The sequence below is a fragment of the Paenibacillus sp. ISL-20 genome (assembly GCF_018613005.1).
In the GTDB taxonomy this organism is placed as follows: Bacteria; Bacillota; Bacilli; order Paenibacillales; family Paenibacillaceae; genus Paenibacillus_AQ.
This window is the reverse complement of record NZ_JAGGRD010000001.1, coordinates 367381-393719: the sequence shown is the minus strand read 5'-3', so window position 1 is coordinate 393719 and position 26339 is coordinate 367381. Positions and strand designations below refer to the sequence as shown.

Genomic DNA, 26339 nt, shown 5'->3' with positions numbered 1-26339 from the left:
GAACACAGAGGAAACATGTTAAAATAAAGTGTACATCTGAAATGGAGGAAATCTACATATGGACAATTTCGAGAAAAATCTGGAGAAATACGCGGAGCTGGTCGTTAAGGTAGGCGTAAACGTTCAACCGGGCCAAGTACTGATTGTCAATGCTCCAATCGAATCCGTAGAGTTGACACGCCACATCGTGGCCAAAGCATACGATGCAGGGGCCAAATATGTACAAGTCGACTGGGATGATGAGAGAATCACCCGCATTCGCTACGAGAAAGCACTCGCTGACTCTTTCGGTTATTATCCGCAGTGGCAGGCAGACGCCATGCAGCAGCTTGCAGAAGGTGGAGGAGCCATTCTGCGCATTAAGGTTCCGGATCCGGAGCTGTTCCGCGGCATTGATTCAGCCAAAGTATCTACAGCCGTGAAAGCCGCTGCCGTAGCTAACGAAAAATACCAAGTTTATGTGCGCAACAATAAAATCAGCTGGTCGCTCATTAAGGCACCTACCCGTGCCTGGGCCGATAAGGTATTCGCGGATCTTCCGGAAGAGGATCGTATTCAAGCGATGTGGGATGCGGTATTCCAGATGAATCGAGTGGATAGCGAAGATCCGGTTGCCGCTTGGCGTGATCATATTGCTCAGCTGAAACTGCGCCAGAATCACATGAATGCCAAACGCTATAAGAGTTTCCACTATCGTGCGCCGGGAACGGATCTGCGCGTGGACATGCCGGAAGGGTATCTCTGGCTTGGCGGCGGCGACGAGAATGAAGCCGGCGTATATTTCGTGGCAAACATGCCGACCGAAGAAATCTACACGATGCCGCACCGTACAGGCGTAAACGGGACCGTAACCAGTACACTACCGCTTAATCTGAACGGCCGCTTGGTAGAAGGCATAAAGCTCACGTTCAAGGACGGCAAAGTTGTCGAATATGAAGCCGAATCCGGGCGGGAGCACCTCACAACACTGCTGGAAACAGACGAAGGCGCGTCCTATCTAGGAGAAATGGCACTCGTACCGCATGATTCGCCAATCTCCCAGCTGAACCGCGTCTTCTATAACACCGGTATCGATGAGAATGCATCGTGCCACTTTGCGCTGGGAAGCGCCTATCCTGTCAATATCGAGGGCGGTACCAAGATGAGCAAGGAAGAACTCATCGCTCGCGGAGCCAATGTTAGTCTGACGCATGTTGATTTCATGATCGGTTCGGCTGAACTGGACATTGACGGTGTGCTGGCTGACGGCACGATTGAACCTGTATTTCGCGGTGGACGGTGGGTTTAATTCATTGCTCCATACCCTTAACATGAATTTCCATTAGCCTTCAACCTAAAAAGAGGCTGACACTAAAGCTCCAGCTCTAGTGTCAGCCTCTTATTTGTTCTTATTTCTTACTGCTTCTTCACGTTCTCCAGCATACGAAGAATCATCATGACGGCTTCCGCCCGGGTCGCGGAGTCCCGTGGAGCAATCCGGTTACCCGAGCGGCCATTTACGATGCCAGCCGCAGTGGCGGCAGCGATTTCCTTCTCTGCCCAAGCTGGAATGGCTTGCTGATCACGGAATTCCGTTTCTGCTTCTGGTAAGGCAAGGCCCAGATAACGTGCGATCATGACCGCCATTTCAGAACGGTTGACGGATTGATTCGGTCTAAATGAGCCGTCTTCATATCCCTTCACAATACCTTCGGATACGGCCCATTGAATCGCTTCAAGCGCCCAGGATCCGATCTGGGAACTGTCTTTGAAATCCAGCTTCCCAGCATCCCTTTGTCCATCGAGTGCTTTGGCCATCATGACCATAAATTCGGCGCGTGTTACTTGTCGGTCCGGTTTAAAGGTATGATCCGGATAACCCCCAACGATACCGAGCTGAACCGCTTCCTCTATCGCCGACGAAGCCCAATGTCCTGCGATGTCTGTTAACATCACCGGCTTTGGCTCCGGCTTCGGTTCTTCGGTCCCCCGCTTCGCCTTACGGTGAATGGTTAACTGGTAGGTTCGGGTCGTCCCGTTCTCCGCCCGAATCACCAGCTTCAACAGGTTATCCCCTTCCTTCAGCTCGATAACCTGATCCTTCTTCAGGGGTTCTTCTCCCAGAAGGACTGTTGCTTTGCTATGCGCCGCATGAACACGGAGCTGCACAGATTCGGCTTCCGTCTCAAGTCGGTACTCAGTTCTGTTCTCATTGAATGCAGGGGTAAGTTCAGCTGCTTTGCCGCCGATGATCACTTCAAGTTCTTTTAAAAGGTTGTCTCCAGATAATACGTATCCTCCAGAGGACCCCGATCCTGATTCTGATCCCGATGATGGAGGATTCTCCGTTGAAGGTACAACCGATGCGTTATAGGTACGGATCGCGGCTAGCAGAGCAGTGATCGCATTCTCTACTGCCTTGGCAGTGGCATGATCCTGTTGCGCTATGGCGCTGGCTCTTTCAATGGCAGCACGGAGTGCAGACCTTGCTGCGGCCGGATACTGCCCCGGCGATGTGCCTTCCCGGGTTTCGTCGAGCCTGAGCTGTGCCGATGCGATTAATCCGATTAACTCGCTCTTGTCTACTGCTGCTGCTGGTGTTGTGACTGAGTTATGAAGTCCGACGCTCTCTCCTGCAGCGTTATAGGCTTTTACAGTAAAATGATATCGGGTGTCCGGCTCCAAACCGGAAGCGGTATGTGAATACACATCATTTGTCACGGTAACAACCGGTTCACTCCGCCCTTTCAGATATACACGATATCCATCCACGCCATCAACTGCGGTCGCATCCGGCCAGCTCATGGATACGCCGTTTGACGTGATGTCCGAAAACTCAAGCTCCCCAGCTGTCCATACAGGTGCACCCGGAATTTCTACGGCTTGAGTGATGACCGTTAAGGCCTCACTAGGAGCCGATTCCGTGCCTTGCTTGTCCACGGCGGTTACTTTGAATTCATACAGCGTGTCCGGGGTTAGCCCTGTCGCTTCATATACGTTATCCGTGACCGTTGCCACGCGCTCCCCATCCTGATACACATTAAAGTTCACGACTTGTTGGTCTGGACTGTTTACGGGATCCCAACCGATTTGAACTGTTGACGATGTCACATTCAGTGCTTTCAGGTTGGTTGGAGCGTTGAGATTCCCACCATCTGTCGTGAATGTCCACACATCCGAAAGGGTTTTTCCCCCGAATTTGTCTTGTGCGACGACATACCACGAATAGGTTCCATCGGATTGCAGTCCTGTCCACGGTTGAGTAGCCTCAGTGCCGCTAGCCACGTTCTGCGGTGTACCGATAGACTCTCCTCTCAGATGATTTACTTGGATCGAATCGGTTGCTACGCGCTTTAATTTCGGTTCAAGATCCAGATTCATCTTGAACTCATCCGAGCCATTTGTATAATAATTGTACTTATCCAGATAAGGAGAGTACGTATTTACGTAAATCTGATTGCTATCCTTATCAAAATGCAGCAATCTCAAGTAACCACTGCCGCCATCGGCATGTCCTTGGTAGTCTGCCAGCATCTGATACACGGTTCTGTCCGCAATACCGTCACCATTATCATCCAATTCATTCTTAAGCAGACTGGCTCCCGTGTAATGGCCGCTCAGAACGGCAACCACATTCGGATTCGGAACGACAACTTCCTTGTACAATTTGTTACCTATACCGGAACGAGTTCCGTTCGCGAGCATATAATCATGGAAATTCAGGAATGCGGTACGGTCCGGATACGCTGCGAGAACCTCGTTCATCCACTTGATGTCCTCGTCTTCAACGCCCCATCCCATATACATCATGATGAAGTCGTTGCCTTCAACGGAGACAAGGTCATAATGTCCGCGATTGTCCTTGTAGGAACCTCCGTAATATGGCTGATTCTTGTAACGCTCCTCCCCGAAATATTGACTGTAGGTCGTGTAATCCCAATCATAACTTCCCACATCATGATTTCCGGCGAGCACGCCATGCGGCAGATTTGCATCCTCCAGCATCTTCATGTAATCATCGGCACGTTTCCATTGATACTCAGCTGTCGGATCATTCACGATATCACCGGTATGGAACAAATATTTGATGTTCATATCATCGATGGAATCGACAATCCAGTCGAATTGCTTCTGCTGAATATGCGGGTACAGCTCCGTTAAGAACTGGGTATCCGATACCCATACAAACGTGTAATCATAATCCCCACGGGATGGAATTTCGTCCTGTACGATGACATCCACTTTGCTGTTCTGGACGTAGTCTGCTGCCATCAGTTCGCCTCGTAGCGTAAAATCATCTTCAGACTGGGCAATATGTTTGGTAATTTCCGTCCACTTGTTCTGGTTGGGGTTCCACGCATACATCGTGACCTTACGACCGGGCACCGTGTGTCCTTCCCAAGTCACTTCAACGCTGTCACCCGGCTCCACGGCATGCTCCAGCTCTACCTCAAACCGGATATAAGGAAACTTAGACGTGGAATCCACCGTGACATATTGATCGTTGGACTCTGCTACCAGCTTCAATTCCTCTGCAGTTAGCGCAGTTTCGCCCACCGGGAACCTGTCCTTAGGTGGCTCTTCATCCGAGGCGTTCTTGGATAATTTTACTCGATCGCCACTTAATGCATGATACGGATACGCCTGATGGAAGGAGACCTCAAGCTCGTCATCCGATGGATCGCTGACTTGAACCTTCAGTTCCGGCGACAACCCGGTTCCGCTCTCCATATCTGCTGGTGAGACCAATACAGGTGCATTCGGATGCTCCGGTGTCGTGTTAAACGTTACCGTACGTTCCGAGATGTTGCCGATCTTGTCCACTGCCCGGATTTCCAACTTATGATCACCTGGATCAAGCTCGGATGATGAAGTATCGTATGGCACCTGGATGGTTCGACCATCCAGCATGACCTTCACCTGTTCCACGCCGGATACGCTATCTTCTGCAGTCACATCGATCGGAATGCTTCCCTTATAGCTCTTCCCCTCTTCAACGGTCAAGCTAATTACCGGTCCATTGTTATCTACCTGAACAATGGCAGATGCTTCAGACTTCCCCTTTACATTCAATTCAACCTTGTGCTGCCCGTCTGTAACCGTCGTAGTATCCCATGCGTAAGACAGGGCCTTTACTTTATCGGCTGGAATATCGAATTGAAATGCAACAAAAGGCAGAAACCGTCCATCGTCACCAAGGTCATGGATAAGCGCAGGATCGCTAAATTGCGGATCCCGGATTTCTGTCCCATCTCCTAACAACAGCCGTACATTGCGGGCATTAAAGTCATCCATATTTCCGGTCGGCTTGTCATCCTCGAAATAGGTTTTCTCATTATCACCGGCCCGAAGGGTAATTTCGTTTGTGCCGCTTATCAACCATTGCGGTTCGATGGGGACAACGATGGTTTGATAGCCGTCAATGTTCGCCTCGGTCTTGAACAGAACATTCTTGCCGATGGTTACCGTGTTGATCCCATCGTCAATACCATCGCCTTCAAAAACAAAATAAGCGGAATGCTCCATAACGGGTGTACCTTGAACCGGCTGACCGTCGATATGAAGCTCAAGATCTGCAGGTTCTACCCCACCTGCTGCACCCCGAATATAGGTTATCCCGGTGACGGTCTGTTGATCGTCAACATTCAGGCTGGCGCTGGCACCATTCCCCGTGAGATCGACTTCGTATTTGGGACTCGTTACTTCCTTAAAGGTGTTGGACACCGTGAAAAAATATTCCAGCTTGGTGTGTCCCAGCAGCTCCAGGTAAGAAATCGTATGACCGAAGCCTTGCTTTCCTTCCTGAAGCTGTACGACTTTGTAATCGTTCTGTCCATCGACACGATAAGATAACGCGAACGAAGTAACCATACGATCATCGTGCGCTTCTGCGAGAATCTCCAGATTTTCGCCCGGCGTCACATTCGTCGTTGTCGTCCGGTTGGTGACCGTTGGTTCCTTGGTCACATCAATATGTACCGGCTCCGCAGGTACCTCGGAATGCTGCAGCGAACCCGGCGTAGCCTTATGCTCCAGTTGGGAAATCCGCTGCATCTTCAGGCTGCCATCCTCCGGGTACTTATAGAAGATCCCCTGATCGGCGGCGTTATGAACATCTCCGTCATTGTAAAATGCGGATACGATCGGACGGCCGGTGTTCGTCACAACCACGAGCTCCCGCATGCGTGAATTGGACATGCCGCCTGAGAATATTTTGACGACATCGGTGTTTTCAATCAGATTGGTGCCGTAATTTTTATTAAAATCAGCAATCGTTGAATTGCCGTTCTGTGCGTTAATAATCCAGAACACCAGCGTGCCTCTGGATGGAATCATCACCTCATCGGGTACATGAGCCCAGAGGGTATCACTCTCCAAGTAACGGTAACGAATTTTGTAATGGCTGAAATCGATGTCTTGGTCGGTATTGTTATATACTTCAATAAATTCATAACCATCGGCGGTTCCTACATTCGTAGAATCAGGGACAAGCTCGGTGATCAGCAGTTCAGGTACGTTGTTCAGTGCGTTGGATGACTGGGCTGAAGCCTGTCCTGGGAAACCGGCAAACGAGGCCGACAACACGATACAGAGAATCAAGAAACAGGATATACATCGATTCAGGACGATCTTGGACAATGGAAAACCTCCTAGAAATGATTTTTTGAACAATCAATTCAGTTTCCCAATTCTCCAGGTCTCCATGGGATCTCCAAATTTTAATTAAAGCGCTTTCAATATCAAATCCCTCACTATATCCGATTTAGGCTGTCCCCAAGAGAGATCAATGTAGCACCCTCACCTCCTAGATCAATAATTGCATATTCCCTTTGATTTTTAAACCGATTTATGTAAAATCTGATAAATGATTCACAAGTCCCGGGATCAGTTAAATATCTAGTAAAATAGGACAATTTGTTAACAGATATTCATTACTATACATTAAGTAGGTACCCCTATCTCAAGGTCCACAAGCGGGGGCAGCATAGCGTATAAAACCCATTACTTCCAGACTATCCACGTCTTATCCGGTTCATCTTTGGGCAAGCATCCGTCAAGATCCTCTTTCATGAAATGAGCTTCAGCTTATTCAGATACTATCAATTACTCCGGTCTCCCGCACAAAAAAAAGACCCCGCGAATGATTTCGCAGGATCCTTATCAGTGGGAAGCGATTTAAAATTCATTATGCAGCTATTTTCCAATTGCTAGGGTGCCTTACCTGAAAAGAATCGAAGAAACTTCGCTCTCCTTCTCCTTTTGCGAGTGTTCATGGTGAATCAACTGCCTTTCGGAATGACATCATGTTCTTCCGTCCGTCGATTGACAATACCACTTCCCACTTGTTCTATATTTACCCGTTCCTCGTGAAGTGAAACACTTTAGCCTGAACTTCCTCTCGAATTTTGAGATCAGCCTATGTCCCCCTTCATTTGTATAAATGATGGCGACTACTCACTCTCCATTGTCTGGGACAGGTGTACCAGCTTGTTCATGGTTTTCCAATTCCGCATTGTCATCGGTACGCCGAGCTTCGTCAACTGAACCGCCAGCTTGGAATTCCGAACGCTTTCCTTAAACAGTAAGTAAACATCTTCACCAATAACCTCGAAGGTTTCCTTTTCGTTTACATAATGCCTTAATTTCTCCACATCCTCAGCAGCAGGCGCTTCCGGCAGCATGGCAGCATAAAGGCTCTCAAACTCCGATGCTTCCTCCGCTTGACGTATCGTTTCTTCCGAAAATGGACAGTTCCGAACGATCCCCTCGATTTCCTCAGAGGTTCTAAGGATCACCGATATCGAGAAGCCGAACGTTTCAAGAATGCCTTGTTCCATTTGGACGCGCAGCGTTTCCTTGGATTCCGCAGATTCGAAGAGCACGTTTCCGCTCTGGATGTAGGTCTGCACGCGAGTTAGTCCCATGCGTTCAAGCATCTTCCTTAGATCGGCCATTTTGATTTTGTTATGTCCGCCGACATTGATCCCTCTGAGCAACGCGATATAAATTGTCATCCAAGCATCCTTTCCACGATCAGACCTGCCGTCTTCTCCCCGTTCGCAATGCAATCTGGTATACCCACTCCATAATAGGAGCATCCCGCAAGCATAACGTTAGGGTACAGGTCACCCATTTTATGCTCTAATGACTCCACGATTTGCCGGTGCTTCAAATGATAATTCGGCATATTATCATGCCATTTAGTGACTTCACAAGAAATAGGCTCTGCCTTAATGCCGAGGCTTTGGCTGATATCCTCCATCCCGACCCGTTTCAATTCTTCATCGGATAATCGGATGAACTCCTCATAATGCGGATTGGAGCTCTTGTAGAACAATCGCATTAATAACCGCTTGTTCTCGGAAGTATGCTCCCATTTCCGGCTCGTCCAGGTACAAGCATCACACTTTAACTGGGTTCCCTTGGCCGTAATGAATCCCGTTCCATCGTAGGGAAGCTCTTCGTCTTGAATATCATAGGCAAGATACACGCTGATAAGCGATTTGGTATACAGCTGGTCAAAGTCCTCGTTAAGCAGCGGATCTTGCAGCAGCTCCTTCGCGGCGGATCCCATTGTGCTTAATACAACAAAATCAGCTTCAAGCTTTTCGCCATTTGCCAATGTTATCCCGTAACCGTTAGCCATTTTCTCCAGCTTCTCTGCGGAAACGCCCTTGTATATCTTCGCGCCTGCTTGTATCACGGTCCGTTCCAGTGCATCAATCAATACGGAGACTCCGTCTTGGAAGGAAACAAACTTCTTATTACCTGAGCTCAGGAACTTCTGTTTATGCTCGGCTAGACCACCCATGATACTACCGTGTACATTTTTGTATTCTAGTATATAAGGAAACGTAGACGCAATGGTGAGATCATGAAGCTCTCCAGAATATACGCCCGATATGACCGGAGCGATCTGATTCTGAACGATTTCCTTGCCAAGGAAGGCTTCAAGGAACTCGCCCAAAGAATCATCCTTGGTAAACGTTTCATTCGGCGTGTAGTAGTCCTTGAGCGCCTCCACCTTCCCCTCGGCAGACACGAGTTCGCTTTCCGCCAAGGATTTCAGGCTTAGCGGTATGCCGAATACGCTCTCATCCGGGATTCTTTTCAAACCTGCAGTCGTATATATGAACGAAGTCCCCGTGGCATTATACACAACCTGGTCTGTTAACTGAAGCTCCTCCAGAAGTGGTGCCACATTCGTTTTCCGGGATACGATCGAATCCGCTCCGGTTTCCATAATAAATTCACCGTTCTGAACGGTTCGGATTTTGCCTCCCAGCGTTTCACTTGCCTCGATAAGCACCAATTCCATATCCTGTTGATGGCGATTTAACTCTTTTTGCAAATAGTATAAGGTCGAAAGTCCGGTAATGCCGCCGCCGATGACTACGGTAGTTGTCACTGTACATACACCTCTATTATGTAGGTTCATAACATCTTCATCATGTTTGTTACCATTGTATCCAATTTCTAAGTATATCATAGAGTCCGTTCTTTCGAGGGCCGCCATTCCCTCAATATTGTGAACAGAATCGTTCACACAGTCATCGACTTCCCACCAGGAACAGGAACACAATTTGTACATCATGCATCCTATTCCCTTTGTGCACGTGCAGATTCAGGGTCATGCAAGGATAGTTGTCGACAGCAAAAAAAACTCCGCGAGATCACTCGCAGAGTTTTTTCGTGGGAAGCGGTTATTTCTATTCTAACGCAATCGTTCCATTGCTTAAGGTGTACTTTGGAATAATTCAGGTAGTGTCGTCCTTATTCCTCGTTATGCTGTACATGGGTATCAAATCCTTTCGGTAATTCCGACTTAACGTCTTATTATCCGTCTGGTGTTGATGTGTTTCCACTTCCCACTTAGGATATATATACCCGGTGTACGGCTGATGAAACAGGTGAAGCTTTTCTTTTTCACGCCCCTGCCAGAACTTTAATTATCCTCGGTCAACACTTCAAGCAATCCGGCCGGAAGCTCATACTTGCGGTTATTGATCTGTATGCTCTTCAGTTCCTCCAACAGCGAATCATTGCTTTCCGAATCCTTAATGGCCTGTACTTCGTGGTGCAATTGCTCCATCTGACGGTCCAGCGCGTTAGCCGTATCCGCAGCCTTCTTAAGCTCTTCCAGCAGATGCTGGGGAACCGACTTATTATATTTGTAGAAAATTTTATGCTCCAGACTCGCCCAGAAATCCATCGCAATGGTCCGAATTTGAACTTCAACGCATACCTTCTCCACCCGGTCGGAGAAAAAAACAGGCACTTCGACTAACAGATGCAGGCTTTGGTATCCGTTTGGCTTCGGATTCTTGATATAATCTTTGACGTTCAGGACCGTTAAGTCGCTCTGCTTCTGCAGCATGTCGCTGATTTTGTAAATGTCGGTAATGAAGGAGCAGGTGATTCTTAGACCAGCGATGTCTTTAATGTTGTCTTCGATGGAACTGAGAGATATGTTTCCGCCTTTTCGGAGCAGCTTCTTCATGATGCTCTCCGGCGATTTCAGGCGGGACTTCGTATGTTCGATCGGACTATAATCATGAAGAGCCTGGAACTCCTCTTTTAATATTTCCATTTTGGTTTCGATCTCATCTAAGGCGAATTTGTATTTCATCATAAATCGGGTAATTTCGTTCCGAATGATTTTGAGCTGTTCGATTTGCATAGAATTCATGGGATACTTCCTTTCGATTGTGTGATTCAGAGCCGTGATGACTCGAGTAGTAAATAAAAACAAAACACGCTGCTAACATTCTAGAAGTTCTGTTCCCTCTTTAAATAGTAGTTGATTTTGAGGTGCGACTGCAACTTTAGTGCAATGACGTCAAAAAGACGCTGCAACCAGAAGGTTACAACGTCTTTTATCATATGCCAGCTTCGTAGCGCTTGATATCGTTGTATAAACCATATCTTGCAAGGCGTTTATGCTCGTATTTTATTATCCTATAAATTTCATGAACGTGGTATTATTTCTCGGGCAATCGCAAAATACTCATGGTTTCGACATCCATTCACGATGGATTTCCCCACTTTCATTCACTCCCATTTTATCGAAAATTAAATATTCCCTCTTGATTTGGCCTCATTCTGAAATTGACAAAATGCTTGAGCGAATCCAATTGAAAGTAGATGTTCTGATCGTATAACTTCCTTATTATTTGGCCGGGTGGGGTTCCATAGGAATGCCCAGGAAATACGCGCATTTCAGGTGACGCAAATGATTTGATTTTTTGAATGCTATCAAACATCGCCTCAGCGGATCCGCCCTTGAAATTGCATCCTCCGCAGCCTTCAATAAATAGTGTATCTCCCGTAAACATACAGTCCTCAAGCAAAAAACACATACTTCCCGAAGTATGCCCGGGTGTCAACATGCACGTCACGATCGTCTCCCCAAACTGGATGGTCTCTTCATCGGATAAACCTATCAAATTGGGGCAGTTGAATCCATACTCTTCAATTTCCACACTCGACATGAATACATCACATTCATAAATCTCAGTTAACACTGACGTCAAGTTTATATGATCGTAATGGGAATGGGTTAACATAATCCCTCTCACATCTGCGTTTAAATCGTTTAGCTTGGCTAGGATAGTATCGAGTTCCCATGAAGGATCGATTAGGATGGCGGCGTGGCTGCCCTTATCAAATACAATATAACTATAATTAATATAGGGTTGCGAAACCGTTCGCAGGGCAAACACTTCGTAATTTTTCATGATTCCTCCCTAGCCATTTATTACCCATATATTAGTATATCGATACTTTTTTGTAAACTATGTAAGAATAGCTTGACGCAGATTCGATCACCACTCGCTAACCAACGCAGTTCCTAGAAGGAAAGTACATGAGAAGAAAGACCGTCAGGAATGCCATGCTATAAAAACACTTTTCCAGGCTATTATCTTCTTCTGAATCTCATCTTTGTACCGCTGGCACCCTGCCCCGCTTCTGCGCCGCCATCTGCGGATACGCAATGCCCAGCAGGATCACGATAACCCCGATCCATTGCAGCGCAGTCACCTGCTCGCTCAGCACCAGCACCGAAGCGATAACAGCGACGGGCAGCTCTCCGGCCCCAAGGATGGTTGCCAGTCCTGTGCTGATTTTGGGTGCGCCCAGTGCGAATAACAGTACGGGCAAAACAACGCCGAATACGCCTAGGATTAAGCCGAACAGCCATAACCCGTTGTCAAACAGGGATATCTCCGTGTACACTTTCGGCGTGAACAGGATCGTCAGCAGAATCAGACCACCCGTTGAGGTGTAGAAGCTCCGGGTAATCGGTGACATCTGCGTCTCGACCCGGCCGCTGAAGAAGACAAACAAAGCCATCATCAAGGCCGCAGTCAGCCCCAATAAAGTCCCTTTCCAATTCAATTGAAGCTCGCCTGCACCCAAAATCCCCCCAGCCATAATCGTCCCGACAAACAGGATGAATACGGAGATGATGGTGGATTTATCCGGCCATTGCCGTTTCACAATGGCTTCGATAATGACGCCGATCCAGGTGAATTGAAATAGAAGAACGACGGCAATCGATGCTGGAATGCTCTGAAGGGCAAGGTAATACGTGACGCCTGTAAGACATGTACATAACCCAACCCCAGCTAGCCTTAGGAATTGCTTGCCCGTGACCTTTTGACGTCCAAAAAACAGCATCAGCAACAGCAGAATGAGCCAACCTGTCCCGAATTGGCTGATCATAACCTCCTGAAATAGGAACCCTTCCTGGTAAGCAAGCTTTACAACCGTTGACAGAATACCGAAACAGCAAGCTCCCAGAAATACGTAGAATGAATTTTTTAATACATGTAACAATTTCAACTCTCCCTCCACAACAAAAAAACCCCGCTTTTCACTGTTTTGGAGACCAGAAAACAGTAAAAAGTGGGGTTAACTCTGTTTGATATTGAATTATGGTCTTATCTTAAGACAAAACCTCAACATTGTAAATACCAAATGGGATAAGTTTAAATCCAACCGCTTGCCCGTATACCAAACCACGTTCATTACTAACCACCATTTATGATGACAACTTTGCAAAGATCTCTCTCAATTTAGCAACCGCTTCGATCTCCAGAGCTTTAATATCCTCTACCAGCGATATGGCCTTCGTTGCTTGATCCTCCGAATTAGGCTCTCCGCCCACCGGGAATGGGAACATCTGATGCAGGACATTGAACTGCTCACACATTCCTGTATATAACACGCTGGCTTCCTTGAACTGCTGCGTGAGCTCCGATCCTTCCTTATTCGCATCCGGCCAAGCTGCAATCAGTTCCTTGAAGAACTCAGCAGCGTAATACCGGGCATCTCTTAATACCTCGATGTTGTAAGCATGACCGTTCGGTTCTATCTTCCGCCCCTGCAGCGATTTAACCCAAGCATCATATGCCGCAATCCCCTTCACTGCCGTCGGCACCACGCTTTCTTTCCCCTCATATTGCTCGATGGCGGTTTCAAGCGCAAGTCGAAGCTGCTGCTGAAGCGTTAAATCAACGGAGCCCTCAATAGCCAGAACAAATAGATCTTCCATCACGCTTCTGCCGAGATTTTCGTAGGGCAGCGTATCCACTCTGCCGCATACTTCCCCATAGAGAGTTCTCGTTTCATCGTCGTAACCATACAGTGTACCAAATTCCGGGAAGAATATATCCCAAGCCAGCACAGGGTATCCCCGGTCTAGTGAAGCATGAATCAGATCAAGGGCCCTTGGCAGCTCCTGATGAATGCTGCGCTTGCTCATGGCGCTCTTCTCCAAAGCGGTTGGATCCAGCAGATTGGCATTGGTGCCAACGCCGTCCGACATGCCATCTACAAACTTGGAATGGAAGCCGATATTATGAAGGCCCCGAGATAATACTTCACCAAAAAAATACGCCGTTGGACCTGCAATGTGAACTTCATCCGGGATGATGTTGATCCGGAATGCATGACCTGTAAGCCCCATGACCATCGGCAGGGATAACTTCCGATCTGTAAATTGAAGCATTTTATACGTGGCATCCGCAGCGGTTGTCCAAGTTTTGATTTCTTTCAACGGTCCTTCATAAGGCAGAATCTTCTTTTTCATAATTCCCAAGTCCCTTCTCATCTTAATATAAGAGTCAACGGTGACGCGGATTTTTTCTTGGATCACTTTCTTCCGTGATCTCGAAATAATCTGATACACATTGGCCGAAGAGAGCTGAAACAAGTTAGCAATTTCTTGCGGAGACAGCTGATCGAAAAAATGGGATTCGAAAATAAGCCGTTCGCGTGGCTTCAGACATTGAATGATGTCCGTTAAAAAGCGCAGCGTCTCTTGCTGGACGATCCGTTCCTCCGGAACGTGGAATCCAGCGGCAGCTTCGGTTGCAGAATGACGGAGCCTGCCCAGAATACTGTCCAGATTGTTCCACTGATCTGAACTCCCGGCACCATCAGCTCTTCCCCTGCCTTCAAGCTCGGTGAATGTCTGCTCTTTCATCGCAGGGCTTCCCTTAAGGCGGGTATAGGCCTGATTCCGGACGATCCGCTGCACCCACGGCAAGAACCGCCGGGCATCGACCAGTTTCCCCAGATGCATGAACGCACGGATTAGTGCATCCTGTACAACGTCCTCTGCCAGGTAGGACTCCCGGGTTATAGCTCTGGCATAGCCATAAACCTTGGACCGATGACGCCGAACAAGCTCCCCGAATGCTTCCCGCTCCCCTGCCTGCGCATATTTCACCAACTCCTGATCTTCCATCTCATCCCACTGGACCCTGCTGTCTGCTGTCGTTTCCAATTGCTCAAACCCTCTTTCGTATCGTTGACTACTTATATGACCAGAGAAGTTCGTTTTTTCTGACAAAGTAATTGAGAAATATTATACCTTTTTTTGTTTAACCCTGGTGCATTATGCTAAGAACGCAAGCGAAATCAAATGCAACCAGCCGCCACTTGAATTTTATAGTACATAAAAAACGTTCCAAGATGACCCCTAAACCTCGGTCACTCGAAACGTTTTTTTAACAACATGGCTCGCTTAGATTACATCCGCGGCTCCCTGGTGAACCTCCCGGCGAAAATGTCCGGGTTCAGGACGTGTTAGGCCCAGGTGCTCCCTTAGTGTCGTTCCGCTATATTCAGTACGGAACAAGCCTCGTTCTTGCAGCACTGGTATAACCGTATTCACGAAATCATCCAGATCACCCGGCAGAACCGGGGGCATGATATTAAATCCGTCGCAGGCATAACCTTCAAACCAATCCTGCATCATGTCCAGGCCGGCAACGATTTTCAGCAGGGTGCTCTTGCCGCAGCCGCTCGGTCCGATTAACGTAATGAATTCTCCCTTTCGAACCCGCAAATCAATGCCTTTCAGCGCGGTAACATTCCCCGTTGGGGCTTAAAAAATTTTATTTACCCCAAGTCATATATGTCAGAATATAGTCCTTACAGGCAATGGACAAAAGATGCCTAATAATGCGACAATATAATCTGCATGTCATATCTTATATTGTAAGAATTTTGCACAACTAAACGCGAAGAAGCAACATTGCATTTATAGGAAGGGAACGAAAGCATGGCTCAATTATTTTTTAAGTACGGCTCCATGAACAGTGGTAAGTCCATCGAAATTTTGAAAGTTGCCCATAACTACGAAGAACAGAACAAACCGGTGCTCCTCTTTACGTCCGCTATCGATGACCGGGATGCCGTTGGTTATGTATCCTCACGAATCGGCCTGCGCCGAGAAGCGATACCTGTATCCGATACGACCGACATCTACGGGATCGTGAAGGATCATCAGCCTAAGCCATACTGCGTTCTTGTTGACGAGTGCCAGTTCCTGTCCAAGGACAGCATCCTGCAGCTCGTACGGATTGTAGATGAGCTTAATGTGCCTGTCATGGGCTTCGGGTTGAAGAATGATTTTCGCAACGAGCTGTTTGAAGGCAGCCGCTGGATGCTGATTTACGCTGATAAAATCGAGGAAATGAAGACGATCTGCTGGTTCTGCGAGCGCAAAGCGATCATGAACCTTCGCGTCATTGACGGTAAGCCCGTGTATGCCGGCGAGCAGATTCTGATCGGAGGGAATGATACCTACTTCCCTGTTTGCCGCAAATGTCATACCAATCCCCCTTTATCATAGGACGTTTTCACAAGCAGTCCACCATTCAAACGTAAGGAGTAGGATGACCCATGCCGATAGTCAGACCGCTATTAACCGACCAGGATTTTCAGGAAGTGATGGAGCAGCAGATCCGTATACGCATCTTCAAGGATAATCATCTGATTGATTCCGGCAGTCTCGTCATCCGCTTCACTGACGAAACCGTCATTACGCAATCCAGCGTCAGCTCGCTCGGCTATCATAAGCGGGATGAATGCGAATTTTTTGAAGTACGGAAATGAGAAATGATAGATGGATTGCCTGAGTGATTCATGATAGACCTCTTCTACGAAGATCTGTCAGGGCCTCAGGCAATCCTTCTTTATCTCAGGGAGAGAGCCGCATATAGCGGCCACAAAAAACAGCGGCCTTCTGCAGAACGATCTGCAAAAAACCGCTGTTCGTTAATCAACCTATTACAATAAGAGCATCGCTTGTACCCTAGTGAATATCAGACTTCGCCATGCTCCCACCCAGCACATCCGCGACATTTTGAATCGAAATAAATGCGTTCTTATCAATTTCCTGCACGACCGTCTTCAGCTTCGCAATCTCCAGCCGGGTGATGACGCAATAAATCATCTGCGTATCCTCTTTGGAATACCCGCCCTTGGCATAGATCATGGTCGTGCTGCGGCCCAGACGCTGCATGATGGCATTTGAAATTTCTTCGTATTCATTGGATATAATCGTAACGGATTTGGACTCGTCCAAGCCCTCTACCACTATATCCATCACTTTTGCCGCTATGTAGTATGAGAAGATCGAATACATGGCCGAATCTGCACCAAATACAAACCCTGCCGTAATAAAAATAAACACGTTGATAATCATGATGATTTGTCCGACCGGCATCCGCAGCTTTTTGGACAGCAGGATAGCAACGATCTCCGTACCGTCGAGCGCTCCGCCATAACGGATGACAAGACCTACCCCCAGCCCCAGAACCAAACCACCGAACAGCACCGCTAAAATTTTCTCGTTCGTAAACGGGTCTACATGATGCAGGAAGGTTGTCGCCACTGACAATACCACAATCCCGTATAATGTGGAAAATGCAAACGTTTTACCGATCTGCTTGTAACCGATGAACAGAAACGGTAAGTTGATAATAAATAGGAACACCCCCAGATTGATGGGCGTAATCGATGATAATACGATGGAAATACCGGTAATACCACCGTCGATAATTTCGTTGGGCACCAGGAATATTTCAAGCGCCACAGCCATCAGAATTGCACCGATGGTGATAAAGATGAACCGTTTCAGAATTTCGCCGACTGTCAGATTTTTGTGTTTTTTGACCATGCCATTCTCCTTTTGTATCTTTTTTCACACGAAGTGCCTGTCGAAGAACCATTGTATTAAAAAAAGGAATGACATGTCAATGTTGACACGCAAAGTGACATGGGTCTTTTAGGCCATTGCCTTGTCATCCAGACATAAAGAACGCAGATGCTGATCGATAATCCTCTCGATCTTTTCTGTGGCGAGCTGCTGCGGCCTCATGATATGGTGTATCGCTAACCCATCCACCAATGCGTATATTCGTTCCTTCTCATATTCAAGATCCAACTCCGATTTAGCCAGCTTATGGGCAACCAGCGTATCCACCACATAATGGCACGCCTTGGTTAAACCATCGTACATATGATCAGTCATTATTCTTAACTCGGGATAGACTAACGCTTTGGCAACAAACGACATCCACACCTCCATTTCCATCGTCCTATCCTCATCCATCGGCAGAAATTGCATCAACACTTGCTTTACATCCTCAAACACGGGTCCGTTCAAGGATAGTGAAGAAAAACGTTCTTCAATCCGTTCGATAATAAGCTTCATACAGAAAGTCAACAGCTCAGCCTGGCTGGTAAAATAGTGCCTCAGCGAACCTACGGATAATCCAGCCTCTTCCGCGATATTGCGCACCGTCGCTTTTTCGAGTCCACCCCTCTGAATCACCCGCAGGGCAGCCTCAGCGACCCGTTGTCTTTGTTTATCATGATCTACAATTTTCGGCATAACCCCATTATACACTCCCGGTTTTTTTTAATACAACGTACTATAAACAACATTTCAGCGTCTTTGGTTTGCTTCTTTAATGCCCACTCTCGTAAAAATAGGTTCTCTCTATGGAACACCTTGGTAGAACCAATATGGGGCAATTATATGGTCACGATCGGTTCGGTCATCATCGGAATTATTCTCTTGGTCGTGTGGTCACTGCGGAGCAAGAATCGAATCGATTGGAATGGGGTCGAGCCGGATCTTCCTCCGAATTCATATCCAGAAACCAAGAAAGCTTCGCTGCCCACCCATTCTGGGTAACAACCGTTAACGGTTAAAGCTCAAACTCACCGCTGCTTACGGGGAGTTTGAGCTTTATTTGTGTTCATCCATCCGGTCCAATACCTGCAATTTATAATATTGGTTTCCGTTATGCTATAATATATTCCATCCGAGATCGACCAGAAAATACATAATTTTACCCTAGGCAGGGAGAGGATTTACTCATCATGTTGGAATGGCTTCAGAATTTATGGACCCATATAAAGGAAATTGACATGGATCAAGTACAGGGATGGCTTGAGCAGTATTCACAGCTAGGTCCCATTCCTGGTATTTTGCTTCCATTTATAGAGGCGTTTCTGCCCATACTGCCCCTTATCGTCCTTGTAATGGGGAACTCCGCAGCCTACGGTTTATGGTGGGGATTCTTACTGTCCTGGATCGGCGTTTGCCTTGGATCCATTACCGTGTTTTGGATCGTTCGCAAGCTGGGCGGCAAGCTGGGATTGCTTATTCAAAAAAGAATGCCGGGATCCCAGCGTTTTTTCCATTGGATCGAAGAAAAAGGCTTTACGCCGATCTTTATCCTGTACTGCTTCCCCTTCACGCCTTCCTCGCTGATCAATATTGCATCCGGCATCAGTACGGTATCGGCTACGACATTTACGATAGCTGTTATGGCGGGTAAATCCGTAATGATCTTCATGGTCGCTTTTATCGGACATGACTGGCAAGCGTTTATAACACAGCCCTGGCGTATTCTAATCGCAGTCGTTGTCCTATGGCTGCTGTGGTTAACCGGCAAAAAGATGGAAAAACGTTACCATCACGAAGATCAGCCGGGAAGTATCGTGATAAGCAACAAAAAGACAAAGCGTTAAATCCATAACAAGACCCGCCCATCCGTTGCAACCGGGACTGGCGGGTCTTGTTATAGTAGACATGCTTAGATGCGGGACAAACCCATCTTACTCCAATACGTAAGCCGCCAGTTTATGTACCGCCTCGAACCCCGCACGTTGATACAGCTGGATCGCGCCTTCATTTCTCTGGTCCACGCATAACGAGATGTCCTCCAGCTGTACGATATGGAACAGATAATGAAGCGCTTGGTCAAGAAGTGCCCGGCCATAGCCCTTCCCCCGGAAATTTTCGGATACTGCGATGTATTCAATGCTGCCTTCCTTGAATTCGGGTTCACCTTCCACATAAACATAGCCAACGAGCTCTCCTTGTTCCGTAAGCATAAAGAGTCGGTGATCTTCGTCCAGCTGCTGCATAATATCCTGAGCGCTGAGATATGTATTAGGGAAGTTCGTACCATGCAGCTTCGCAAATTCATCCGCATACTCGGGTGTGAAATCCTGGAGTCCCGAAAGGCCATCCGTTAATAGAGCAGACTTTCGGAGTCGTAGAACATGATGCTCTCCTGACTTTCTCCCCCCTTTGTCTTCCATAAAGCGTGCAGCGGATTGATGATCCACGTTATAAAATCCGTAATAACGATTTACGCAGCCTTCCAGCTTCGAGGTCCCTGCATCCCATAGCTGCTCCGCCAACCGATTCCATTGCTCACCTTCCGCGTCGATAAAAGGTCCCCATAATTCAGCGGACCGTTCTTCTTCATCAACATCGAATCCCAATGCCCCCACAATTTGATCTTGATCATATATGACGGTGAATTTTTGACTGCTCAGTTCGCCTTTCTCCGTGAATTCCGCCTGAAGTGTGCTGTAAATCTCGCCTTCCTGTTCACCGCAATATCCGACATGATGATGACGAATCCCATTTAATCTTGCAAGAAAGGAAGATAACTCTCTAAGTTTCATATCAGCTTGCTCTAAAATCATCTGTAAATGTGCTCCTTGTTCATATTCTGCTAGAAGTGTTACAGCTAACGTTCATTGCCAAGCTTTTCGAATATGTTTTGGTCAATTCTACCATATGGTGATGCCCACTGACCAAGTTTTAACAAAAAAATGGGCCTCCCAAGTTCATGGAAAGCCCATCTTGTCATTCGTCAATATGTCAGTGTGGGACTCCCTGTTCGGTTATCCCTTCTCGGAGCGCTCCCCTTTCTGGGAAGCGCGCATCCGTTCACGTTCGCGCTTGAGTTCAGGCTTGAGGTCATCGTGGACGCTGTTCTCCCACATGGATACGCCTGATCGATACGCCGCCCTCCCATTCAAGTGACCCGCTACCGGCCCCGTAATAAATACGAATACAATTCCCAGCAGCAGTTTTGCACTGACATGCTCCAGGTAGAAGGTGAAATACAGAAATGCACCTGCAAGAATCAAGAGGACGCCTAGCGTAGCACTTTTCGTTGCTGCATGAGACCTCATATAAACATCCGGCAGACGAATAAGGCCAAATGCACTCAAGGCACCAAGTAAAGCTCCGAGCAGCACCATCAGCGCGATCAAAAACTCACCGATCTGACTCATCGTTTGTGCGTTCAATGACATCACCCCTCTCGATATATCTGGCAAGCGCAGTTGTTCCGATAAACGTCAGTATCCCGATTAGCAGAATGATATCGAAATAGACAGTTGTCCGGAACAGCATGCACAGAACAGCGATCATGGACAACAGTAGAATTCCAATCGTATCCAGCGACATGATCCGGTCGTTCATGGAAGGTCCCTTGATTAATCGGTACAAGCAGCCCAGTATAGCCAGCGACAAAATCACCAGAGAGGCAATCAGGATGCTATGAATCATGTGCGGGTCACCTCCTTGATCGCGCGTTCGAAGGTATCGCGGATCTGATTCGACAGCTCTTCGACATCTTCAATATCCATCGCATGAATATACAGTGTCTGACCATCGCGAGACACCTCCAGGGTAAGCGTTCCTGGCGTCAAGCAGATCAGGCACGATAACACCGTAATCTCCCAGTCGGATTTCAGCTCGGTTGAGTAGGCGAAGATGCCTGGACGAACATTCAGCTTCGGTCTTAGGATCTGTCCAATTACCGTGAAACTCGATTTTAACAGCTCCCTTAGGAACAAGAGCAGCAGCAGCATGATGGACCACAGCTTGCGCAAATAGAAATCGTTCGGCCAGAAGCGTCGCAACAGATAAATCAGCAAGATTCCGATCAGATAGCCGATGATCAATTGCTGGGGGGACCAATTATTGTTCAGGAACATCCAGACAACGGCAATGATGATATTTAACAGAATTTGATGGCCCATATCCACTACTCCTTTAATACAGCGTTAATGTATAGTGATGGATCGGATAATACGGCGCCTGCTTGAGAGGTGTAGGAATATATCCACTCCGAACCCACCCCAAGGACAATCACCATAACCGTTAGCCCAATAGCTGCCGCATAAGCTGTCTTGTGGATTCTGACCGGTTTTGATTCTTGGAGTCGAGGTGATTCGCCCCAGAATGCCCCCATAAACACTTTGATCAAGGAATACAATACCGCCAAACTTGATGCCAATGCCAGTCCTGTTAGCACATAATGGCCTCCGCTCAATCCGCCGCGAACGATGAGGACTTTGCCAAGAAAGCCGCTAAGGGGCGGGATGCCGACCAGAGCCAGTGCAACGATAAAGAACATCCATCCCACCAAAGGATGGCGCTTCATCAGCCCGCCCATATCGCTCAGCTTGTTCGCGCCTGCACTGGCGATGATGATACCGCCCAGAATAAAGAGCAGCGCCTTTGCTATCATGTCATGCATCAAGTAGAATACAGCTCCGTTCAAGGAGTCAGACGATGCCGTCGCTATGCCGAAGGCGATAAAGCCAACGCTAATAATAATGTTATAGTTCAGGATTCGTCCAAGATCCTTATACGCAACCGCGCCCAAACTCCCCAGAATCATCGTTGCCGCAGCCATCCAGCCGATGACGGCGTGGATGCCGCCGGTATCGTGATAGAAGATCAACGTAAAGGTACGGATAATCGCATATAACCCAACCTTCGTAAGCAGCGCGCCGAACAAAGCCGTAACTGCCGCCGGAGGTGCACTGTAGGAACCGGGCAACCAGAAGAACAGGAACAAACCGGCCTTCAAGGCAAATACAATCAGGAACAGAAGGCCGATGACCGACAAGATTCCATCCTGCTGAACTTCGGCCACGCGCAGAGACAGATGCGCCATATTCAACGTTCCGACTGTGCCGTATAAATAAGCGACAGCTGCAACAAACAAGGTGGATGAAATAATATTAATCAACATGTACTTTAAGGTCTCCCTCAGCTGGCGCTTGGTGCCGCCCAGCACGATCAAGGCGTAGGAAGCGATCAGCATAACCTCAAAACAGACAAACAGGTTAAACAAATCCCCTGTCAGGAACGATCCGATCACGCCAGCCAGCAAGAATTGGAAAAAAGCATAGAAGTAATGCTTCTCTCTCTCTTCCCCGATGCTCCGGAAAGAATAGAACAGACAGGCAGCCGCGACAATCAACGTCGTAAGCACCAGCAGTGCCGCGAGCATGTCGGCTACAAATACGATTCCATACGGCGGCTGCCATCCACCCATGTGAAGCGTCTGGATGCCCTCATTGTTTACCTGACTTACAATGAACAACGCCACAAGCAGGTTTACTGCGATACTAATCGCACTGATCCAACGCTGAACACGAACATATTTGGAGCAGAAAATAAGAATAACAGCTGTAACCAGCGGAATAAGGAGAGGAAGAACAATTACATTATTCATCATCCATCCCCCTTAGCTCCTCCATGTTGTCCGTGCCCAAGCGTTGATACGCTTTATACGCCAGTACGAAGAAGAACGATGTGACGCCAAAGCTGATGACAATGGATGTCAGAATCAACGCTTGCGGAACGGGGTCAACGTAGGATGAAGCCTTCTCGCCAAGCAGCGGAGCAGCACCGGTCTTCAGCCGCGACATGGTGAGCAGCAGCAGATGAACGCCATGGGTCAACAGTGACGTACCGAGAATAATCCGCAGCAAGCTTTTGGATAAGATCTGGTATATCCCAACCGCAAAAATAATCCCGATGGCAAGCGACATATAAAGTTCCATGGTCAGTTATCCCTCCCAATCGAATTGATGATGGTCATCGTTACGCCAACGACGGCTAAATAGACGCCGAGGTCGAAGAGAACCGCAGTAGCCAGCTCGGTTTCCCCGAGCAACGGCAGGTTGAAGTAACCGAAGGAATGACTTAAGAACGGTGCGTCAAAAGCAAAGGAGCCGATCCCTGTAAGGAGTGCAATGGCAAGTCCAGCAGCCGTAACCTTTCGGAATTCGAACGGCACGATCTTCCGGGTCATATCCATGCCGAAAGCCATCGATAACAGAACCAGTGCGGCTGAAGTCATCAGCCCCCCGATAAATCCTCCGCCCGGCTCATGGTGTCCCGAGTTGAATAGGAACCATGAGAAGGTTACGACGATAAAGATAACCACCTTGGACATGGTGCGCAGAATGACATCATTGCTGTTAGGGAGATATGCCCCTTCATAACGATCCCGTTCGCCCAAAATGCCTTCACCTAAATCGATTTTAATCAAGGCATAAATCCCAAGGGATGCTATGCCGAGAACCGTAATTTCAAGCAGGGTATCAAATCCACGGAAGTCCACCAGAATGACGTTGACGATATTTTTACCGCCAGCCAAATGGTAGCTTTCTTTAATGAAGTAATCCGCAATGGAGTCAAAGGTTCTGCCGCTGCTCGCAGCCAATGCGATCAAGGTCACGACAGCACCGACGCCTACCGAAATGAGCAAATTCCTCCACTTCAGGCTCATCGGTACCTTCTCCCGCTTCAGCTTCGGCAGATGATAGAAACAGAGCAGGAACAGCATGACGGAAACCGTCTCGACAACCATCTGGGTCAGCGCCAAATCCGGAGCCCGGAACAGGACGAAGAACAAGGTCACCATATAACCGGCAGCCCCGGTTAATATAATCGCCATCAATCGTGTTCGTACGAACGGAAGCGCAATGACCGGGATGACCAGACCGAGGATGGCAACGGCCTCATAGAAGGACATCGGTGCGTAGTCCGTCATATCAAATCCAATATGATCGACCAGCAGAAGCCCCCCGCCAAGCACGGCTATAAAAAACACAAAGATATAGATCACATAGTGACGGAGCGAACCTGTCATGTAGGTTGAGGTCAACGACTTGCCGCCTCTTTCGAGGACGCGCAATCCCCCGTCATACAGATTGTTCAATGTGAATCGCTTGAAAAGCGTTGTATTCAAGATACGCGCTCTGCCGTGAAGCTTATACAGAACGGTACCGAGAACAATGATGCCGATGGTCATGAAAATTTCCGTTGTCCACCCGTGCCACATCTCGATATGCACGTGGAAACGATCCTCTGCCGCGAGCAACCCCGGATGAATGGCGGCCATCGCCGGTTCAATGAGTGCATGGGACAGCAGATTCGGAAACAGCCCGAACACGATGGCCAGCGATGCCAGAATAACCGGGGGAATCAGCATCCCCAGCGGTGCTTCGTGCGGCTTCTTCTCCAGTTTTTCAGGCTGAAAGCGTCCGGTGAAGGTTTTGAAGACCAGGATCATGCTGTACAGGAACGTAAACACGCTGGCGATCCAGGCAACGACCGGTATCAGCACACCCCAGGTCTCGGCATTCCAGAAATTCATCTGAGACGCTTGAAGGACCGCCGTAAAGAACATTTCTTTACTCAGGAATCCGTTAAATGGAGGCAGACCGGCCATGGAAAATGCACCAATGACAGCCACGGTAAACGTGATTGGCATGAGCGACATCAGACCTCCGAGTTTCCGCAGATCGCGGGTGCCCGTTTCATGGTCCACAATACCAACAACCATAAACAAAGCGCCCTTAAATATCGCATGGTTCATCAGATGAAAGATGGCGGCTGTCGTTGCTTTCGTATAGAGCAGCGTGTTCACGCCGCCTCCATAATAAGCTGCGGCAGAGCCAAGACCGAGCAAGCTCATGATCAGCCCCAATTGGCTGATGGTGGAGAATGCCAGCAGTGCTTTCAAGTCCGTCTGCTTGATCGCACGGATCGAAGCGTAGATCAGCGTGGTCAAGCCCGTAATCGTTATGATCCAGAACCAGGAGGCTTGCCCGGCAAACACCGGACTAAAACGGGCCACCAGATAGATTCCGGCCTTGACCATCGTAGCGGAGTGCAGATAAGCACTAACTGGAGTCGGTGCTTCCATCGCATCCGGCAGCCAGATATGGAACGGGAACTGCGCGGATTTGGTGAATGCTCCCAGCAGGATCAGAATCATGGCCGGAATAAACAGCGCGTCTCCCGTAATGCTCCCCACATTCGCTACAATCTCCCGCACGCTAAAGGTGCCTGTCATGATAAAAAGGAGAATAAACCCTGCAAACATGGCAAGTCCGCCGAACACGGTAATCAGCATGGATTTTAAAGCTCCGTATCTGGAGCGGTCGCGATGATGCCAGAATGCAATCAGCAGGAATGACGAGATACTTGTCAGTTCCCAGAAGCCGTACAGCACCATCAGGTTATCGGAGAGCACAACACCAAGCATGGCGCCCATGAACAGAAGCAGATAGATGTAAAATCTATGAACGGCTTCCTTGTTCTTGTCCATGTAGAAGATGGAGTACAGTACAACGAGTGAACCAATACCAGATATTAATAGTGCAAAAATTAAACTTAATCCATCCAAATAAACGGTAAAGTTTATTCCCACGCTTGGAATCCATTCCAGGACAGCTTGAAGCTGTTCACCTCCCTGAATGGTTGGGATAAGTCCCAAGAAATAGGCGAACAGGACAACCGGTACCGGCAAAATCACCCATCCGGTGTGAACACGGCCGATGAGCTTGTAAGTCAACATAACCACAAGCGCTACGATAAAAGGTGCCATAACGGCGATGTGCAGCAAAGACAAAGTCTACTCCTCCTATAGTCC

Annotated in this window: 21 protein-coding genes and 2 pseudogenes; 5 read left to right on the top strand and 18 right to left on the bottom strand. The window is 48.0% G+C overall.

Going from position 1 to position 26339, the window contains the following annotated elements; translation table 11 throughout:
• Positions 1–58 precede the first annotated feature (58 nt).
• A complete protein-coding gene (locus tag J7E85_RS02145; RefSeq protein ID WP_215154465.1) occupies positions 59–1288 on the top strand; it encodes an aminopeptidase in 1230 nt (409 codons plus the stop codon).
• A 107-nt stretch (positions 1289–1395) separates the two neighbouring features.
• Here J7E85_RS02145 and J7E85_RS02140 read toward each other — a convergent pair whose 3' ends face one another.
• The 9 genes and pseudogenes from J7E85_RS02140 to J7E85_RS35060 all read right to left on the bottom strand — a co-directional run.
• A complete protein-coding gene (locus tag J7E85_RS02140; RefSeq protein ID WP_215154464.1) occupies positions 1396–6618 on the bottom strand; it encodes an S-layer homology domain-containing protein in 5223 nt (1740 codons plus the stop codon).
• An 812-nt stretch (positions 6619–7430) separates the two neighbouring features.
• Positions 7431–7994, bottom strand: a complete 564-nt coding sequence (locus J7E85_RS02135; RefSeq protein ID WP_215154463.1) for a DUF1697 domain-containing protein — start codon at positions 7992–7994, stop codon at positions 7431–7433.
• Positions 7991–9388 carry a protoporphyrinogen oxidase gene (locus J7E85_RS02130; RefSeq protein ID WP_215154462.1) on the bottom strand — a complete coding sequence of 466 codons (1398 nt, stop codon included), beginning with the start codon at positions 9386–9388 and terminating at the stop codon, positions 7991–7993. The genes J7E85_RS02135 and J7E85_RS02130 overlap by 4 nt, the downstream gene beginning before the upstream one ends.
• Before the next feature lie 537 nt (positions 9389–9925).
• Positions 9926–10669 (bottom strand): GTP pyrophosphokinase, encoded by a 744-nt coding sequence (locus J7E85_RS02125; protein WP_379404241.1) that lies wholly within the window; start codon positions 10667–10669, stop codon positions 9926–9928.
• Positions 10670–11042: 373 nt separating this feature from the next.
• Positions 11043–11720: an MBL fold metallo-hydrolase gene (locus tag J7E85_RS02120; RefSeq protein ID WP_353049452.1), complete on the bottom strand. Its 678-nt coding sequence runs from the start codon at positions 11718–11720 to the stop codon at positions 11043–11045.
• A 196-nt stretch (positions 11721–11916) separates the two neighbouring features.
• Positions 11917–12825, bottom strand: a complete 909-nt coding sequence (locus tag J7E85_RS02115; RefSeq protein WP_251035369.1) for an EamA family transporter — start codon at positions 12823–12825, stop codon at positions 11917–11919.
• Between the two features lie 199 nt (positions 12826–13024).
• On the bottom strand, positions 13025–14773 hold the full coding sequence (locus J7E85_RS02110; protein WP_215154458.1) for an RNA polymerase sigma factor: 1749 nt from the start codon (positions 14771–14773) through the stop codon (positions 13025–13027).
• Between the two features lie 240 nt (positions 14774–15013).
• Positions 15014–15250, bottom strand: a pseudogene (locus J7E85_RS02105) (nitrilotriacetate monooxygenase); the annotation flags it as partial.
• A 9-nt stretch (positions 15251–15259) separates the two neighbouring features.
• Positions 15260–15343: pseudogene (locus tag J7E85_RS35060) on the bottom strand (ATP-binding cassette domain-containing protein); the annotation flags it as partial.
• Positions 15344–15553: 210 nt separating this feature from the next.
• Between J7E85_RS35060 and J7E85_RS02095 the strand changes: the two are divergent.
• On the top strand, positions 15554–16126 hold the full coding sequence (locus J7E85_RS02095) for a thymidine kinase (RefSeq protein WP_215154456.1): 573 nt from the start codon (positions 15554–15556) through the stop codon (positions 16124–16126).
• A gap of 50 nt (positions 16127–16176) precedes the next feature.
• Complete coding sequence (locus J7E85_RS02090) at positions 16177–16389, top strand: hypothetical protein (RefSeq protein WP_071220380.1); 213 nt, start codon at positions 16177–16179, stop codon at positions 16387–16389.
• 199 nt (positions 16390–16588) lie between these two features.
• On the opposite strand, the gene J7E85_RS02085 is transcribed toward J7E85_RS02090, so the two are convergent.
• Positions 16589–17455 carry a YitT family protein gene (locus J7E85_RS02085; RefSeq protein WP_076321941.1) on the bottom strand — a complete coding sequence of 289 codons (867 nt, stop codon included), beginning with the start codon at positions 17453–17455 and terminating at the stop codon, positions 16589–16591.
• Positions 17456–17563: 108 nt separating this feature from the next.
• Positions 17564–18172 (bottom strand): TetR/AcrR family transcriptional regulator, encoded by a 609-nt coding sequence (locus J7E85_RS02080; RefSeq protein WP_215154454.1) that lies wholly within the window; start codon positions 18170–18172, stop codon positions 17564–17566.
• Between the two features lie 120 nt (positions 18173–18292).
• Here J7E85_RS02080 and J7E85_RS02075 point away from each other — a divergent pair, with 120 nt between their 5' ends.
• Together J7E85_RS02075 and J7E85_RS02070 are read left to right on the top strand one after the other, a co-directional pair.
• Positions 18293–18478 (top strand): hypothetical protein, encoded by a 186-nt coding sequence (locus tag J7E85_RS02075; protein WP_215154452.1) that lies wholly within the window; start codon positions 18293–18295, stop codon positions 18476–18478.
• A gap of 188 nt (positions 18479–18666) precedes the next feature.
• Positions 18667–19320 (top strand): TVP38/TMEM64 family protein, encoded by a 654-nt coding sequence (locus tag J7E85_RS02070; RefSeq protein WP_076321944.1) that lies wholly within the window; start codon positions 18667–18669, stop codon positions 19318–19320.
• An 87-nt stretch (positions 19321–19407) separates the two neighbouring features.
• Here J7E85_RS02070 and J7E85_RS02065 read toward each other — a convergent pair whose 3' ends face one another.
• The 7 genes from J7E85_RS02065 to J7E85_RS02035 all read right to left on the bottom strand — a co-directional run bounded on the left by J7E85_RS02065 (position 19408) and on the right by J7E85_RS02035 (position 26318).
• Complete coding sequence (locus J7E85_RS02065; protein ID WP_215154451.1) at positions 19408–20289, bottom strand: GNAT family N-acetyltransferase; 882 nt, start codon at positions 20287–20289, stop codon at positions 19408–19410.
• A 201-nt stretch (positions 20290–20490) separates the two neighbouring features.
• Complete coding sequence (gene mnhG, locus J7E85_RS02060; protein ID WP_098746405.1) at positions 20491–20886, bottom strand: monovalent cation/H(+) antiporter subunit G; 396 nt, start codon at positions 20884–20886, stop codon at positions 20491–20493.
• Positions 20870–21163, bottom strand: coding sequence for a Na(+)/H(+) antiporter subunit F1 (locus J7E85_RS02055; RefSeq protein ID WP_215154449.1), 294 nt, complete (start codon positions 21161–21163; stop codon positions 20870–20872). Before J7E85_RS02055 ends, mnhG begins: the two co-directional genes overlap by 17 nt.
• Positions 21160–21639, bottom strand: a complete 480-nt coding sequence (locus J7E85_RS02050) for a Na+/H+ antiporter subunit E (protein ID WP_215154447.1) — start codon at positions 21637–21639, stop codon at positions 21160–21162. Before J7E85_RS02050 ends, J7E85_RS02055 begins: the two co-directional genes overlap by 4 nt.
• Before the next feature lie 5 nt (positions 21640–21644).
• Complete coding sequence (locus tag J7E85_RS02045; protein WP_215154445.1) at positions 21645–23126, bottom strand: Na+/H+ antiporter subunit D; 1482 nt, start codon at positions 23124–23126, stop codon at positions 21645–21647.
• Positions 23119–23457, bottom strand: coding sequence for a Na(+)/H(+) antiporter subunit C (locus tag J7E85_RS02040; RefSeq protein WP_071220369.1), 339 nt, complete (start codon positions 23455–23457; stop codon positions 23119–23121). The genes J7E85_RS02045 and J7E85_RS02040 overlap by 8 nt, the downstream gene beginning before the upstream one ends.
• A 2-nt stretch (positions 23458–23459) precedes the next feature.
• The gene (locus tag J7E85_RS02035; protein ID WP_215154443.1) at positions 23460–26318 is read right to left on the bottom strand and encodes a Na+/H+ antiporter subunit A; all 2859 of its coding nucleotides are present in this window, start codon (positions 26316–26318) and stop codon (positions 23460–23462) included.
• Positions 26319–26339: the final 21 nt, after the last annotated feature.